3 protein-coding genes are annotated in these 17,875 nt (G+C 69.2%); 1 reads left to right on the plus strand and 2 read right to left on the minus strand.

All coding sequences use genetic code 11. From position 1 onward, the window contains the following. Positions 1 to 20: 20 nt before the first annotated feature. Positions 21 to 2,492: a TonB-dependent siderophore receptor gene (locus AC0Z2B_RS03455; protein WP_476295135.1), complete on the plus strand. Its 2,472-nt coding sequence runs from the start codon at positions 21 to 23 to the stop codon at positions 2,490 to 2,492. Between the two features lie 229 nt (positions 2,493 to 2,721). Here AC0Z2B_RS03455 and AC0Z2B_RS03460 read toward each other — a convergent pair whose 3' ends face one another. Both AC0Z2B_RS03460 and AC0Z2B_RS03465 read right to left on the minus strand, forming a co-directional pair. Continuing rightward, on the minus strand, positions 2,722 to 3,690 hold the full coding sequence (locus tag AC0Z2B_RS03460; RefSeq protein WP_476295136.1) for an alpha/beta hydrolase: 969 nt from the start codon (positions 3,688 to 3,690) through the stop codon (positions 2,722 to 2,724). A 26-nt stretch (positions 3,691 to 3,716) separates the two neighbouring features. Further along, complete coding sequence (locus AC0Z2B_RS03465; protein WP_476295138.1) at positions 3,717 to 17,750, minus strand: non-ribosomal peptide synthase/polyketide synthase; 14,034 nt, start codon at positions 17,748 to 17,750, stop codon at positions 3,717 to 3,719. Between the last annotated feature and the right edge of the window lie 125 nt (positions 17,751 to 17,875).

Consider the following 17,875-nt stretch of genomic DNA (forward strand, 5'->3'; position numbering starts at 1 on the left):
AACCTTAACGAGTGCTAATAATGTTCGAGTTTCGACACAACAAAGGGCGTGAAACACAAGGATCCGGTTTCACCAAGACCCTGTTGGCGGCAAGCCTGGCCCTGGCCGCGTACAGCGCCCAGGCCCTGGCGGCACCGGTAGCCGTGCACATCCCGGCGCAACCGCTGTCCAATGCGTTGATGCAGTTCGGCACCCAGACCAACATGCAGGTGCTGTTCAGCGCCGACTCGATCAAAGGCCGCAACAGCCTCAGCGTTGACGGCACCATGGAGCCACAGCAGGCCCTGGAACAGATGCTGCGCGGCACCGGCCTGCGCTATGAAGTGAACGGCAACACCATCACCGTGGGCGCCGCCACCGCCGATGGCAACGCCATGCTGCTGCAGAACGTCAACATCAACGCCGCCGGCGACGGCAGCGGCTACACCCCCGAATACAGCATCGTCGCCAAGCGCACCAACACCGCGACCAAGACCGACACGCCCATCGGCGAGACCCCGCAGTCGATCTCGGTGGTCACCCGCAAGCAGATGGACGAGCAGGCCGTGCAGGACGTCAGCTCCGCCGTGCGCTACACCCCCGGCGTGTTCGGCGAATACACCGGCGCCAACAACACCCGCGAACAGTTCCGCATCCGCGGCTTCTCGCCCTACGTGTTCCAGGACGGCCTGCAACTGCCCTACGGCGAGAGCGGCCAGGGCGGCATGTCCGAACCCTACGGCCTGGAAAGCGTGGAAGTGCTGCGCGGCCCGGCGTCCATGCTCTACGGCCAGAGCCGCCCAGGCGGCCTGATCAACCTGACCAGCAAGATGCCCACCAGCACCCCCTACCACCAGATCCAGGTGCAGGGCGGCAGCTATGACCTCAAGCAGCTGGGCTTCGACTTCGGCGGCCCCATCGACGACCAGGGCGTGTTCAGCTACCGCCTGACGGGCCTGGTGAAGGACAGCGGCACCCAGGTCGACCACGTGCAGAACAACCGCAACTTCATCGCCCCGGCGTTCACCTGGCGCCCCAACGACGACACCTCGCTGACCGTGCTGGCCAACTACCAGCGCGACTGGGGTGGCAGCACCGAGCAGTACTACCCGGAGTCGGGCACCCTGCACCACTCCCAGTACGGCAAGATCTCCAGCGACACCCTGCTGGGTGACAGCGACTTCGACAAGCTGCGCCGCGAAAGCTCGCAGCTGGGCTACCTGTTCGAGCACCACTTCAACGACGTGTTCACCTTCCGCCAGAACCTGCGCTACAGCCAGGTCAACATCGAGAACCGCACCGCGTTTGGCAACGGCTACGTCAACGAAGCCACCAGCCCGAACCTGTCGCGCCTGACCTCGGACATCAAGCGCAACCTGCAGATCTTCAACGTCGATAACCAGCTGGAAAGCAAATTCAACACCGGCGCGCTGGAGCATACCCTGCTCACCGGCCTGGACTTCCGCCGCAGCACCCTGGACAACAACGTGGTGAACAGCAGCTACACCACCACCAACCCCTACGCCGGCGGCAACAGCAGCGGCACGCGCACCAACATCTACACCTCGCGCGACATGTACCAGGTGCAGAAGCAGACCGGCGTGTACGCCCAAGACCAGATCAAGCTGGACCACTGGCTGTTCACCCTGGGCGGGCGCTTCGACTGGGCTGACTCGGAAAGCCACTACCGCCCCGACCGCAGCAACGCCACCAACCGCTACATCGACCAGGACAACCACAAGGGCACCTACCGCTACGCCGTGGCCTACCTGTTCGACAACGGCGTGATGCCCTACTTCAGCTACTCGCAGTCGTTCGACCCGCAGCTGAACACCGCGGTCAGCGCCGCCACGCCGATCTTCAAGCCCACCGAGGGCGAACAGTACGAGCTGGGCATCAAGTACCAGCCGCCGGGCCAGGACAGCTACATCACCGCCTCGGTGTACAAGCTGAAACAGAAGAACGTGACCACGGCTGACCCGACCAACATCAACAACACCATCCAGATCGGCGCCGCCGAAAGCCGCGGCTTCGAACTGGAAGGCAAGGCCGTGCTGAGCAAGAACCTCGACCTGCTGGCGTCCTACACCTACACCGACAGCGAAGTGACCCGCACCGGTTATGTCACCTCGTCGTACACCGACAAGGGCAACGAACTGCCGTTCACCCCACGCCAGCAAGCCTCCGCGTGGCTGGACTACACCTTCCACGAAGGCCTGATGGACGGCCTCGGCGCCGGCCTGGGCGCGCGCTACACCGGCGACCTGTGGGGCAGCAGCGTGTCCTCGCCATCGGCGGTGTACAACCGCATCGAGACCGGCAACTTCACCATCGTCGACGCCGCCGTGCACTACGACCTGGGCAAACTGTCGAGCAAACTGGACGGCACCAAGGTGGCGGTCAACGCCAGCAACCTGTTCGACAAGGAATACGTGGCCAGCTGCAGCAACTACGCCGCCTGCTACTACGGCCCGCGCCGCAACGTGATCGCGACCTTGAGCTACAACTGGTAAGCGCCCCCTGCGGCACAAAAAAACGCCAGCCCCTTGCGGGGTTGGCGTTTTTTTATGGGCGGGTGATTGCGGCGTCTAGGGACGCGGCCTGCGGCCACTGCTACGGGTTGAAAAACGGCGGCGTCTGCATCGCGACTAAAGTCGGCTCCTACGCCGTGCGGGGTAGGAGCCGGCCTTGGCCGCGATCGGCAGGTTGCGCGCGTCTGCGTAGCAGCTGCCGAAGGCTGCGTCAGGCTTTCGCGTGGAGCGCCTGGGCGAGCACGGCGGTGAAGGTTTCGTAGAGGGGCAGCGCCGCCGGGGTGATGCTGGCCATGCGCAGGAAGTCGTGGGTCAGGTCGGCCTGGCAGTGCAGGGTCACCGGTACGCCGGCGGCGCGCAGGTGGGCGGCGTAGGCGCGGCCTTCGTCCAGCAGCGGGTCGAAGCCGGCCACGGCGATGTAGGCCGGGGCGGTGGCCGGTGGGATCTGGGCGCGCAACGGCGAGGCGCGCCAGTCGCTGCGTTGTTCCACGTTGGGCAGGTAATGGTCGTAGAACCACGCCAGCGTCGGCGTCTCCAGCAGGTAGCCCTGGTCGAACAGGTCGGCCGAGGTGGTGCTGCCGGCCGCATCGGTCACCGGGTAGAACAGCATTTGCAGGCACGGCTGCATAGGCAAGGCACCCTGCCCCGCCGCAATCGCCGCCACCGTGGCCAGGGTGGCGCCGGCGCTGTCACCCGCCAAGGCTACGCGGTTGCGGTCCAGGCCCAGAGCCGGCGCCTGCTCCCACAACCACACCAGGGTGTCCTCGGCGTCGTTCACCGCCGCCGGGAACGGCTGCTCCGGCGCCAGCCGGTAACCCACCGACAGCACCGCGCACGGCGTGCGCCAGCAGAACTCACGGCACACCTGGTCATGGGAGTCGAGGCTGCCCACCACGTAACCACCGCCGTGGTAATACACCAGCACCGGCCAGGGCTGCCGGCGCTCCGGCACATCGGCGGGCAGGTACAGGCGCACCGGCACGCTGGCGCCGTCACGGCCGCTGAACCGGTGCTGGCTGACCGTCACCGGCCCCGCCACCTGCCAGCCCAGCTCCTGGGTGGAGCGTTCGAATTCGGCGCGCGCCTGCGCCACTGTCTGTTCGTGCATTGCCGGGCGCCCGGCGTCGCGGCCCTCGTCCACCAGGTCGAGAAAGGCCGCCAGTTCAGCGTTCAACGCCATTGTCTGTTTTCCATGCGAAAGAAGGTTCATAGCGCGGCCACCGCCAAGGTGCTGTCCACCAGTTGCTCAAGCTCTGCGCGCAGGGCGTCCATCAGGCCCTGCACGGTCTCTGGCCGGTAGCACTTGCGGCTGTACACGCAGCGCAGGCTGAGGCTGCCGTCGTAGACCTGGCCGATGATTTCCAACCAGTTGGCCAACTGCGCCACCGGGCTGTAGACATCGCCCATGGACTCGCGCGCCGGGGTGAACAGGCCGCCCTCGAAGGTCTGGTCGAACTGCCCCAGGTAGTTGAAGGTGATGCGCGGCTGCGCCATGGCCTGCAACTGCTGGCGCGCCTGTGCGCTGCCGGCGTGGCGCAGCAGGCCGTAGCCGATGCCCTTGTCGGGAATGCGCTGCAACTGCCGGCGCACGCGGCCCACCGCCTCGGCGAAATCACTGCCGGTGCCGGGTTTCAGGTGCACCGGGTACATGGTGGTGAACCAGCCCTGGGTGCGGCTCAGGTCGAGGTCGGCGAACAGGTCCTCGCGGCCGTGGCCTTCGAGCTGAATCAGCGCCGAACTGTCGCCGGTCCAGCGGCACAGCACGCGGGCCAGGGCGGTCAGCAACAGGTCGTTGATCTGCGCCTGCAACGCCCCCGGCACACGCTTGAGCAGCGCCTGGGTGCGCTCACGGTCAAGGTTCATCTGCGCGTTGCCGCGCACGCCCACCAGGTTGCGGCCGCGGGGGTTGTCGCGTGGCAGTTCGCGAGGGGCGTCGTCCAGCAGTTGCAGCCAGAACGGCAGCCCCTGCTCGTCGGCGGCCATGGCCTGCAAGCGCTCCACCCACAGGCGGTAGCTGCTGGTGCGCGCCGGCAGGTTTGCTGGCACGCCGCTGACCTGCGCCTGGTACAGCGCCTGCACATCGTCCAGCAGGATGCGCCAGGACACGCCATCCACCACCATGTGGTGAATCACCAGCAGCAGCCGCGCCGTGCCGTCGGGCAGGTGCATTTGCACCGCGCGCAGCAACGGCCCGGCGTGCAGGTCCAGGCTGCGCTGGGCACGGTTGGCCAAGGCTTCGATAGCCTCCGCAGACGCCAGCCGTTCATCCCACAGCAGCGCCTGGCTGGCGTCATGCTCGGCATAACGCTGTTGCCACTGGCCATCGCCAGCCTGTTCGAAGCGAAGGCGCAGGGCATCGTGGTGCTGCACCAGCGCCTGCAACGCCTGCTCCAGCGCGGCGACGTCCAGCGGCGCGACCATGCTCAGCATCAGCGCCTGGTTGAAGTGGTGCGGCTCGGCCATGCGCTGTTCGAAGAACCACGACTGAATCGGCAACAGGCCAAAGCGCTCGCCAGCGCCCTGGGGCTGGCTGTCCAGCGCCATCGGCGAGGTATCGCTATCGTCGGCGCTGCGCGCCAGCAAGGCGTCGATGGTCTGGTAGCGCATCAGGTCGCGCAGCTTGATCTCTATGCCCAGGCCCTCGCTGTTGCGCACCTTGGACACCAGTTGCAGGCTGAGGATGGAGTCGCCGCCCAGCTCGAAGAAGTTGTCGAACACACCCACCTGCTCGACCCCCAGCACTTGCGCCCAGATGGCCGCCAACTGGGCTTCCAGCGCGTTGCGCGGTGCCACGTAGTCGCCGCCCTGCCACTGCGGCTCGGGCAGCGCCTTGCGGTCGACCTTGCCGTTGGCGTTCAGCGGCAGCTGGCTGAGCACCAGGATCTGCGCCGGCACCATGTACTCGGGCAGCTGGCTGTGCAGGCTGGCCAGCAGCCGCTCGGCCAGGCCGTCGATGCGCGCGGCAGCCACGTAGCCCACCAGTTTCTTGCCGCCGGCGGTTTCCATGGCCACGACAACTGCTGCTTGCACCTGCGGCTCGGCGCGCAGGCGCGCCTCAATCTCGCCCAGCTCGATGCGGAAGCCACGAATTTTCACCTGCTGGTCGATACGCCCCAGGTAATCGTAGGTACCGTCGGCGCGGGCGCGCACCAGGTCGCCGGTGCGGTACAGGCGCCCGCCCTCCTGGCTGAACGGGTCGGCAACGAAGCGCTCGGCGCTCAAGCCCGGGCGCTGGTGGTAACCACGGGCCAGGCCCTGGCCACCGATGTACAGCTCGCCGCTGGTGCCGGCCGGCACCGGGTTCAGGTCCGGGTCCAGCACCCAGGTGGTCCGCGCGCCGACCCGCTCGCCGATGGGCGCGATGGCCGCGCCGCACGGCGTCTCGGGCGCTGCTTTCCACAGCAGCGGGGTGACCACGGTTTCGGTGGGGCCGTAGCCGTTGATCACGTGCTGCGGCCGCAGGTAACGGCGCACCTGCGCCAGGCTGGCCTCGGGCACCGCGTCGCCGCCGAAGCAGTAGATGCGCACTGGCGGCGGGTTGCCGTCGCGCGCGCCCTGCTCGGCCAATTGCTGCAGGTAGGCCGGCGGGAACGCCACCACGCTGATGCGCTGCTCATGCAAGGCCTGCCAGGTCTGCTCGATGCTCCACGGCTGGTTGTCACGCAGCACCACGCAGCCGCCATGGCTGAGCGGCGTGAGCCAGCGCTCGTGGGCGCCGTCGAAGGCGAACGACATGAAGTGCAGCTCACGGTCTTCGGGCGTCATCTGGTAGCGCTCGCCGATCGCCTGGCAGTGCATGGCCAGCGGCCCGTGGGCCACCGCCACGCCTTTGGGCAGGCCGGTGGAGCCAGAGGTGTAGATCAGGTACGCGAGGCTGTCGGCGTGCAGCTTCGGCTGCAGCGGCGGCAGGCCGGCGCCGTCCACCGGCAGGTCCTCGAGTGCCCAGCATTCCAGCCCTTCAGGCAGCGGCAGGCGGCCCTGGGTGGCGCGATCGGTGAGCAGCACGCGCATGCCCGAATCGCGCATCAGGTAGGCCAGGCGCTCCGGCGGGTAGTCGATGTCCAGCGGCAGGTAGGCAGCGCCGCTCTTGAGCACCGCCAGCAACGCCACCGGTAGCTCCACCGAGCGCGGCAGGGCGATGCCCACCACCGCTTCGGCGCCGATGCCGGCCTGCTGCAGGTGCTGCGCCAGCACCTGGCTGCGCGACGCCAGCTGTTGGTAGCTCAGTTCATGGCCTGCGCACACCAGCGCCGGGCGCTCGGGCTGGCGCGCGGCCCAGGCGTCGATGCGCTCGTGCACGAACGCCGTGGCCGCCGGCTGGAAGCGGTTGGCCGCCTCCAGCGCCGAGCGTTCGCTGGCGGTCAGCAGGCCGATGCTGCCCAGCGGCCGCGTGGCGTCTTCCAGCAGGGTTTCCAGCAGGCCTTCCAGGTGCTCGCGCAGGCGCAGCACAGCCGACTCGGCGAACTGCTCGCGGCGGTACATGTACTCGATTTCCAGGCCTTCGCCCAGGGTCACCATCAGGTCCATGGCGAAGTCGGTCACGCCGAAGCCCTGGCCCACGTCGAAGCGCAGCTCGCTGTTGTCCCAGTCACGCAGCAGGCGGTCCACCGGCTGGTTCTCGAACACAATAATGCTGTCGAACAGCGCCTGCCCGGCCTGGCCGGACCAGCGCTGAATCTGCCCCAGCGGCGTGTATTCGAAGTCGCGGGCGCGCAGGTTGTAGTCCTGCAGCGCGCGCAGCCAGTCGCCCAGGGCCTGCTCCGGGGCCAGGGTCTGGGCGATGGGCAAGGTGTTGATGAACAGCCCCAGCAGGTTTTCCGCCCCCGGCAGGCTGGCCGGGCGGCCCGACACGGTGGCGCCGAAGGCCACGGTGCGCTGGCCAGTGTAGCGCTGCAACAGCAGCAGCCACGCGCCCTGGATCAGGGTGTTGAGGGTCACCCGCTGCTGGCGGGCGAATTGGCGCAGGCGCTCGGTGCGCGCCTTGTCCAGGCGCGAGTACAGCGCGGTGTGGCCCCGCCCTTGCGGTACGTCGACCACAGCCTGGGCCAACAGCGTCGGCTGCTCCAGCACCTGCAACTGCGCCTGCCAGAAGGCTTGCGCAGCGCTTTCATCCTGGGCCTGGAGCCAGGCGATGTAGTCGCCGTAACGGCCGCTGACCGCAGGCTTGTCGCCGCCCAGGTAGCGGCGCAGCACCTGGCCGATCAGCAGCGACACGCTCCAGCCGTCCAGCACGATGTGGTGGTAGGTCCAGATCAAGCGGTAGTGAGATTCGTCCAGGCGCAGCAGCAACAGGCGCTGCAACGGTGGCTGCTGCCAGTCGAAGCGCTGGGCGCGCTCGGCCAGCACGTGCTGCTCGATCAGCGCCGGGGTCACGGCCTGGCCACGCAGGTCGATCTCGCGCACCGGCAGTGGCGCGTCGGTGACCACCACCTGCAACGGCTGGGCCAGGCCCTGCCACAGGAACAGGCTGCGCAGGCTGTCGTGGGCCTGGCTGACCTCGGCCCAGGCCTGGCGGAAGCGCGCGGCATCCAGGCCCTGGATGCCAATGTTCAGTTGGTTGACGTACAGCCCGGCCTCTTGCACCTCGACGCTGTGGAACAGCATGCCCTGCTGCATCGGCGACAGCGGCAGGATGGCTTCCACCCGTGCCGGGTCCAGGTCCAGGGCATCCAGTTGCGCCTGGTTAAGGCCGGTGAACGGGAAGTGTTCGGCCAACAGCGGCGTGCCGGGCACGTGGCGTACCTGCTCGGTCACCCCCGCCATTGCTTGCAGCGGGCTGGCCTGGGCCGCCAGCTGCTCCAGGCGCTGGTGCTGGAACAGGTCCTTGGGCGTCAGCTGCAAGCCGGCGTCGCGGGCGCGGCTGACCACCTGGATGGAGATGATGGAGTCGCCGCCCAAATCGAAGAAGTTGTCGTCCAGGCTCACCTGCGCAAGGCCCAGTAGCTCGCCCCAGATGGCCGCCAGCTGTTGCTCGGTGGCGCTGGCCGGGGCGCGGTAGGCGCGGGCCTGCCACACCGGCTCGGGCAGCGCGCGGCGGTCGAGCTTGCGGTTGGGGGTCAGCGGCATGCGCTCCAGCAGCACGATCTGCGCCGGCACCATGTACTCGGGCAGGCGTTCGCGCAGGGCCTCGCGCAGCGCTTGCGGCTCGGCGTCGGCGGCCACGGCGTAGCCCACCAGTTGCTGGCCGTGCGGCGTGGCGCGCACCACCACGGCGGCCTCGCGCACGCCAGGCTGGGCCAGCAGCAGCGCTTCGATCTCGCCCAGTTCGATACGGAAGCCGCGCAGTTTGACCTGCTGGTCGGCGCGGCCGACGTATTCCAGGGCATCGCCCTCGCGCCAGCGCACCAGGTCGCCGGTGCGGTACAGGCGCTGGCCCGGCGCGCCGAACGGGTCCGGCACGAAACGTTCGGCGGTCAGCTCAGGCCGGCCGTGGTAACCCCGGGCCAGCCCCGCGCCGCCAATGTACAGCTCGCCGATCACACCTACGGGCACCGGCACCAGGGCGGCGTCGAGCACGTAGAGCGTGGTGTTGGCCAGCGGCAGCCCCAGGTCGGGGCGCGGCTGCCCGGCGCTGAGCAGGTTGCGCGCCGACCAGATGGTAGTTTCGGTGGGGCCGTAGACGTTCCACAGCGGGCCTTGCAGCGCCAGCAGGCGCGCGGCCAGGTCGGCCGGCAGCGCCTCGCCGCCGCACAACAGGGTGCGGCCGTGCAGGCGCGCGAACGCCGGCTGCTCGCTGAGCAGCCGCCAGGTCGACGGCGTCGCCTGCACCGCGTCCACCTGCTCGGCGTCGATCACCTCGATCAGGCGTTGCGGGTCGCGGGCGGTGTCGCGGTCCACCAGCACCACGCTGGCCCCGGTGAGCAGCGGCAGGTAAAGCTCCAGCGCGGCGATATCGAATGACAGCGAGGTCAGCGCCAGCATCTTCTGCCCGGCCGCCAGGCCCGGCGCTTCGGCCATGCTGTGGAGGAAGTTGACCAGGCCGCCGCGGCTGACTTCGACGCCCTTGGGCTTGCCGGTGGAGCCGGAGGTGTAGATCACGTACGCCAGGTTCGACAGCAGCGCCGCGTGCTGCGGCGCTTGCTCGACCGGCTCCAGCGTCAGCGTATCCAGGCTCCAGGTCGCGCCGCCATGGCCCAGCTGCACCGCCAACGGCAGCAACGAGGTCTGGGTCAGCAGCAGCGGGCTGCCGCTGTCCGCCACCATGTGCGCCAGGCGCTCGGCAGGGAATTCGGGGTCCAGCGGCACGTAGGCGCCACCGGCCTTGAACACCGCCAGCAGCGCCACCAGCAAGGCGTTGGTGCGTTCCAGGCACACCGCCACCGCCACGTCAGGGCCGACGCCAGCCGCTTGCAGGCGCACGGCCAGGGCGTTGGCGCGGGCGTCCAGCTCGGCGAAGCTCAGCGCCTGGCGGCCATCGCTGACCGCCACGGCCTGCGGCGTGCGCCGGGCCTGCTCGGCCACGCAGTGTTCGAAGTGCAGCGCGGGGTACTGGCGCGCGCTGTGGTTGACCGACGCCAGGCGCGCCTGCTGTTCAGCGGCGTCCAACAGCGGCAGTTGCCCCACCGGCAGCTCGGGCGCCTGCAACACGGCCGTCAGCAGGCGGGTGAAATGCGCACTCAGGCGCTGCACGGTGGCGGCGCTGAACAGGTCGGTGGCGTAGTTGAAATTGAAGGTCAGCGAGTCGTCGGCGTTCTCGTCCATGAACAGCGACAGGTCGAACTGCGCCGTGGCGCTGCCCCCACCCATGGCCTCCAGGCTCAGGCCGTCCAGCTCCACGTGGCGCTCGCGGGCGTGGCGCTCGTGGCTGAACAGCACCTGGAACAGCGGGTTGTGGCTCAGCGAACGGGCCGGCTGGACGATCTCCACCAGTTGCTCGAACGGCAAATCCTGATGGGCCTGGGCCTGCAACGCAGTGGCCTTGACCTGTTGCAGCAGCGCAGCGAACGGCTGCTCGGCGTCGAGCCGCGTGCGCAGCACCTGGGTGTTGACGAAGAAGCCGATCAGGCCTTCGGTCTCGCCGCGTTGGCGGTTGGCGATGGGCACGCCCAGGCACAGGTCGTCCTGGCCGCTGTAGCGGTACAGCAGCACGTTGAACACCGCCAAGGCAGTCATGAACGGCGTGGCCTGCTGCGCCTGGCTCAGCGCGCGCAGGGCCAGGCCGGTCTCGCGCGGCAGGCGCCAGCGCAGGTTGGCGCCGCGGTAGCTTTGCTCGGCCGGGCGCGGGTAGTCGCCGGGCAACTCCAGCACCGCCGGCGCGCCCTGCAGTTGCTGCTGCCAGTAGGCCACCTGGCGCTCGCCTTCAGGGCCGGCCAGCCAGTCGCGCTGCCACAGGGCGTAGTCGGCGTACTGCAACGGCAGCGGTGCCAGGGCCACCTGGCGGTACAGGCTGGCCAGCTCGTCCACCAGCACGGTCAGCGACCAGCCGTCGCTGATGCTGTGGTGCAGGGTCAGCAGCAGGTGATGTTCCTGTGCGTCCAGGCGCAACAGCTGCACGCGAATCAGCGGGCCGTTGTGCAGGTCGAACGGCTCGCGGGCCTCGTGCAGCGCCAGCTCGCGGGCGCGGGCCTGGCGTTGCTCGGCGGGCAAGGCGCCGAGGTCGATCTGCGGCATGTCCAGGGCGATGCTGGGGTGAATGCGTTGCACCGCCTGGCCATCGACCGTGGCGAAGGTGGTGCGCAGGGTTTCGTGGCGGCCCACCAGTTGCCCGAAGGCCTCGCGCAGGCGCTCGATGTGCAGTGTGCCGCGCAGGCGCAGGGCCATGGGCATATTGTAGGCGCTGCTGCGCGGCTCCATCTGCCACAGGAACCACAGGCGGCCCTGGGCGTGGGACAGCGGTAGCAAGGCCGGGCGCTCGCGGCGTTGCAGGCGAATCGACGGGCTGGCGATGCCGCCCAGGGCGCGGGCGAAATCCGCCAGCTGCGGGGTGTCGAAGACCTGCCGCACCGCCAGTTCCAGGTTCAGCGCCTGGCGCAGGCGCGAGACCATGCGAATCGCCAGCAGCGAGTGGCCGCCCAGGGCGAAGAAGTCGTCGCCACGGCCCACCTCGGCCACGCCCAGCACCTCGGCCCACACCTGGGCCACCAGCACCTCAGTGGCCCCTTGCGGCGCTTCATAAGCGCGGCTCTGCCATTGCGGTTCCGGCAACAGGCGGCGTTCCAGCTTGCCGTTGGGCGACAGCGGCATCTGCGCCAGCGCGATCAACTGCGCCGGCACCATGTAGTCCGGCAGCCGCGCGCGCAGCACGTCGCGAATGGCGTCCAGGGCCAGCGCCTCGCCCACCAGGTAGCCGATCAGTTGCACGCCCTGGGGCGAGGCGCGGTCGATGACCACGGCTTCGCGCACGCCGGGCTGTTCCAGCAGGCAAGCCTCGATTTCGCCCAGCTCGATGCGCAGGCCACGCACCTTGATCTGGTGGTCGATGCGCCCGGCGTACTCGATCACGCCGCTGTCGCGGTAGCGCGCCAGGTCGCCGCTGCGGTACAGGCGGCCGGCGCCGAAGGGGTTGGGCACGAAGCGCTCGGCGGTCAGCGCCGGGCGGCCCAGGTAGCCGCGCGCCAGGTTGATGCCGCCGATGTACAGCTCGCCGGTGACGCCCACCGGCACCGGTTGCAGCTCGGCGTCGAGAATATGAATGGCGGTGTTGGCGATGGGCTCGCCGATGGGCACGGCGAACTGGCCGGGCTCCAGGCGGCAGGTCCAGTGGGTGACGTCGATGGCCGCCTCGGTGGGCCCGTAAAGGTTGTACAACGCCGCCGGGTGCTCGGCCAAGCACTGGCTTTGCAGGTCGTGGGACAGCGCCTCGCCGCTGCAGATGATCCGCGTCAGGCTCGGGCAGCCGCCGCGCAGGGCACCGGCGGCAATGAACAACTGCAGCATGGACGGCACGAAATGCAGGGTGGTGACCTGCTCGCGCTCGATCACCGCTTGCAGCGCCGCCGGGTCGCGGTGGGCACCGGGGTCGGCCATCACCAGCGTGGCGCCGGTCATCAGCGGCCAGAAGAACTCCCACACCGACACGTCGAAGCTGAACGGGGTCTTCTGCAGCACGCGGTCGGCGGCAGTCAACTGGTAGGCCTGCTGCATCCACACCAGGCGGTTGTGCAGCGCCTCGTGGCTGTTGCCGGCGGCCTTGGGCTTGCCGGTGGAACCGGAGGTGTAGATGCAATACGCCAACTGGCCGGGCTGGGTGTCCAGCCGCGGCTCATGGGCGGGCCAGGCGGCGTCACTGCCGTCGTCCAGGCACCAGCGCTCGGCGGCGCCCACCGTCGGCAGGCTGTCGAGCAACGCGCGCTGGGTCAGCAGCAGTTTCACGCCGCTGTCTTCGAGCATGTAGGCCAGGCGCTCGGGCGGGTATTCGGGGTCCATGGGCAGGTAGGCGGCACCGGCTTTGATGATGCCCAGCAGGCCCACCACCAGTTCCACTGAGCGCAGGGCGGCGATACCCACCAGGTCGTCACGGCCGATGCCCTGGGCTTGCAGGCGGTGGGCCAGGCGGTTGGCGCGGGCGTGCAGCTCGGCGTAGCTCAGGCGCTGGTCGCCGTGCACCAGGGCGATGGCGTCGGCGCTGGCGTGGCGTTGCTGCACCAGCAGCTCGGGCAGCAGCGCGGTGGCGCTGTAGTTGCGGGCGGTGGCGTTGAAGCCATGGACGATCTGCTCGCGCTCGGCATTGGTCAGCAGCGGCACGCTGTCCAGCGGCTGCGCCGGGTCGGCCAGCAGCGCGTCGATCAGCTGCAGCCAATGGCCGCCCAGGCGTTCGATGCTGCTGGCCTCGAACAGGTCCAGGGCATAGCTGAGCGCGCCACGCAGGCCGCCCTCCGCGGTGTCGCGGGTGTACAGCTGCAGGTCGAACTGCAGGGTCTCCTCATGGCTGGGCAGCGGTGCAATCTGCAGCCCCGACTGGGCAATACGCTCCAGCCCGCGGGTGGCCGGCAGGTGGCTGAACATCACCTGGAACAGCGGATTGTGGCTGAGGCTGCGCGGCGGTTGCAGGGCCTCCACCAGCTGGTCGAACGGCAGGTCCGGGTGGGCCTGGGCCTGCAGGGTCACGTCGCGCACCTGGGCCAACAGCTGGGTGAACGGCGCGCGGCCGTCGAGCTGGCTACGCAGCACCTGGGTGTTGACGAAGAAGCCGATCAGGCCTTCGGTCTCCAGGCGCTGGCGGTTGGCCTGGGGCACGCCGATACGCAGGTCGGCCTGGCCGCTGTAGCGGTACAGCAGCGTCTTGAAGGCGGCCAGCAACCACATGAACGGCGTGGCGCCCTGTTGCCGCGCCTGTTCGCGCAGGCGTTCGGCGCGCGCCACGTCCAGTTCGAACGACCACACCGCGCCCCGATGGCTGGCGCGCGCGGGGCGCGGGTGGTCGCCGGGCAACTCCAGCACCGGGTGCTCGTTGCCCAGCTGCGTGCGCCAGTAGTCCAGCTGGCGCTGGCCCTCGCCCGCTGCCAGCCATTGGTGCTGCCACAGGGCGTAGTCGGCGTATTGCATCGGCAACGCCGGCCACTGCGGCTCGCGCTCGGCCGTCAGCGCCGCGTAGGCCTGGGTCAGCTCGTCGATCAGCACCTGCATCGACCAACCGTCGGAGACGATGTGGTGCATGCTCAGCAGCAGCCAGTGCTCCTGTTCCTCCAGTTGCAGCAGTTCTGCGCGCAGCAGCGGGCCTTGCTGCAAATCGAACGGCTGGCGCACCAGGTGCCCGGCCTCGGCGCGGGCATCCGCCGGTAGCACGCGGCGGGCCGGCAGCTCGAACGTCCACGGCGCGTCGATCAGTTGCTGCGGGCCCTGGCCGTCGTCCACCAGGCGCGTGCGCAGGCTTTCGTGGCGGGCCAGCACGCGGTTGAACGCCTGCTCCAGCGCCGGCTGGTCGAGGGCGCCCAGCAGGCGCAGGCCGCTGTTGATGTGGTACGCGGTGCTTTCGGGTTCCAGCTGCCAGATAAACCACAAGCGCGCCTGGTTGCTGGCCAGCGGCAGGCGCTCGGGGCGTGGCCCGGCCAGCAGCGCCGGCGCTTGGGCCCCGCCACTGTCGCGCAGGCGCGCGGCGCAGTCCTGCAGGCGCGGCGCGTCGAACAGCAGGCGCACCGGCACGTCCAGCTCCAGCACCTGCTTGATGCGCGACACCGCCTGCACCGCCAGCAGCGAGTGGCCGCCGAGGGCGAAGAAGTCATCGTCCAGGCCCACCTGTTCCACGCCCAGCAGGCTGGCCCAGATCTCGGCCAGCAGTGCTTCATCCTCGGTTTCTGGGGCGCGGTAGGCGATGCTGGTCCACTGCGGTTCGGGCAGCGCGTGGCGGTCGATCTTGCCGTTGGCGTTCAGCGGCAAGCGCTCCAGCAGCACCAGCCGCGCGGGAATCATGTAGTCGGGCAGATGGCGTTGCAGGTGAGCGTCGATGGCAGCCTGCAACTCGGTGCTGTCTTGGCCTTCCAGGTAGCCGATCAGTTGCTTGCCGGCCGGCGTGTCGCGGGCCACCACCACGGCGGTGCCGACACCCGGCACTTCGCGCAGGCGGGTTTCGATTTCGCCCAGCTCGATGCGGAAGCCGCGCACCTTCACCTGCTGGTCGATGCGCCCCAGGTAATCGACGGTGCCATCGGCGCGCACGCGCACGCGGTCACCGGTGCGGTACAGGCGCCCGCCCTGGCTGAACGGGTCGGCGACGAAGCGCTCGGCGGTCAGGCCCGGGCGCTGGTGGTAACCACGGGCCACGCCTTCGCCGCCCAGGTACAGTTCACCCGACACGCCCTGGGGCACTGGGTTAAGGTCCGCGTCCAGCACGTGCAGAGTACGCGCGCCCACGCCATGGCCGATGGGCGCGTAGGGCGCGCCGCACGGCAGCTCGGCCGGGGCTTTCCACAACAGCGGGGTGACCACGGTTTCGGTCGGCCCGTAGCCGTTGATCACGTACTGCGGCGCCAGGTGCTGGCGCACGTGGGCCAGGCTGGCCTCGGCCACGGCGTCGCCGCCGAAGCAGTAGATACGCACCGGCGGCGGGTTGCCGTGCACCGCGCCATGCTCGGCCAGCTGTTGCAGGTAGGCCGGCGGGAACGCCACCACGCTGATGCGCTCGTCGTGCAGGGCGCGCCAGGTCTGCTCCACGCTCCACAGCGCGTCGTCACGCAGGAACAGGCTGGAGCCGTGGCTGAGCGGGGTCAACCAGCGTTCGTGGGCACCGTCGAAGGCGAACGACATGAAGTGGAATTCGCGGTCGGCCGGGGTCATTTCATAGCGCCGGCCAATGCCGGCACAGTGCATGGCCAGCGGACCATGGGCCACGGCCACGCCCTTGGGCTGGCCGGTAGACCCGGAGGTGTAGATCAGGTACGCCAGGCTGCCGGCGTGCAGGGCCACGGCGGGGGCAGTCTCGGGCAGCGTGGCGAGGTCCAGCTGCTCCAGGGCCAACGCCGGCACGCCGGCAGGCACCGGCAGCGCATCGAGCAGGCTGGCGTGGCTCAACAGCAGGGCCATGCCCGAGTCAGCCATCAGGTATTCCAGGCGCTGGCGTGGGTAGCTGGCGTCCAGCGGCAAATAAGCCGCACCGGCCTTCATCACCGCCAGCAGCGCGACGATCAGCTCGGGCGAGCGCGGCATGGCCACGCCCACCAGCGTCTCCGCGCCCACGCCCTGGGCGATCAGGTGGTGGGCCAGGCGGTTGGCGGCGCGGTCCAGTTCGGCGAACGTCAGGCTGCGCCCTGCCCCGCTGACGGCCGGGGCGTCGGGCTGGCGGCGGGCCATGGCGGCGATGCTGTCGTGCACCCAGGCGCTGGCCGCTGGCAGCGGCGCGTCATGGGCCAGGGCGGTGCTACCGCCGTCGCCTTGCAGCAAGGCGCCCAGCGCCGTGTCCGGGGCCTCCACCACGGCGTGCAGCAGGCCGGTGAACGCAGCGGCGATGCGGGCGATGGTGCTGGCGTCGAACAGCGCCTGCGGGTAGGTCAGCAGCGCGTTCACCGCGCCGGCCGGGGTTTCGATGACGTCCAGCACCAGCTCGAAATTCACCGAGCACTCGGGGTTGCTGAACGGCTCAATGCGCAACCCACCCAACTGGCGCTGGGCGTCGACGGTCTGCCGCTGGTGGTTGAACAACACCTGGAACAGCGGGTTGCGGCTCAGGCTGCGGGTGGGCGCCAGGCGCTCCACCAGTTGTTCGAAGGGCACGTCCTGATGGCTTTGCGCGTTGATCAGGGTGTCGCGCACCTGGTTCAGCAGGTGCCGGAAGCCCTGGCGGCTGTCCAGGCGGGTGCGCAGCACCAGGGTGTTGACGAAGAAGCCCAGCAGCGACTCGGTTTCGCGGCGGTTGCGGTTGGCCACCGGCATGCCCACGCGGATGTCGTCCTGGCCACTGTAGCGGTAGAGCACGGCATTGAACGCCGCCAGCAGCACCATCGGCAAGGTCGCCCGCGCCTGCGTGGCCAAGGCGCGCAGGCCCTTGACCAGCCCGGCATCAAGGCTGAAGTGATGGCGCTCGCCCTGCCCTTGCCAGTCGCGGCCGCGCGGGCGGTCGATGGGTAGTTCAAGGGCCGGCTGCTCGTCGGCCAGGGTGGTTTTCCAGTAGTCGAGCTGGCGCTCGGCCTCGCCCGCCTCCAGCCACGAGCGCTGCCACAGGGCGTAGTCGCTGTACTGGATCGGCAGCGCCTGCGGGGCGTGGGCCGGGCCGGCCAGGTAGCCTTTCACCAGCTCGTCCAGCAGCAGGTTCATCGACCAGCCGTCGGTGATGATGTGGTGCAGGGTGAGGCTCAGCAGATAGTCATCTTCGCCCAGCACGAACAGCTGCGCGCGCAGCAGCGGGCCGCTGGCCAGGTCGAAGGGTTCACGGCTGGCGGCGCGGCAGCGGGCCTGCAACTGGTCTTCGCTGACCGTCTCCACGACCAGCTCGACCCTGGCCTGCTCGGCCGGCAGCACCTGCAGGCGAATCGACGCGCCGTCCTCGACGAAGCGGCTGCGCAAGGTTTCGTGGCGCGCGACCAGCGCCTGCAGGGCCACGCCCAGCGCCTGGCGGTCGACGTTGCCACGCAGGCGCACCGCAGTGGCCACATTGTAGGCGGAACTCGCAGGCTCCAGTTTCCACAGCAGCCACATGCGCCGCTGGGCGTACGACAGCTCGCGCTCGTCACCGGCATGGCTGTGCGCGGGGATGGGGAACAGGGCGAAGTCGACACCGTCATTGCGCAGGCTGCTCAGGAACAGGCGGCGCTTTTCCAGGGGCAGGGCAATGAAACGCTTGGCAAGGGCGAGGGATTGGTCTGGGTTCATCACAAGGAATTCCGGGTTCTTTGTGATTCAAGACGAAATGGGAAGGGGAATCGTTAACGGTTGCGGATGCACAAACGACCGTATTGGCGCGTGACGCGGCCTGGCGGCCGCTGCTACGGGTATTG

Source organism: Pseudomonas sp. GYB4201 (genome assembly GCF_056312595.1).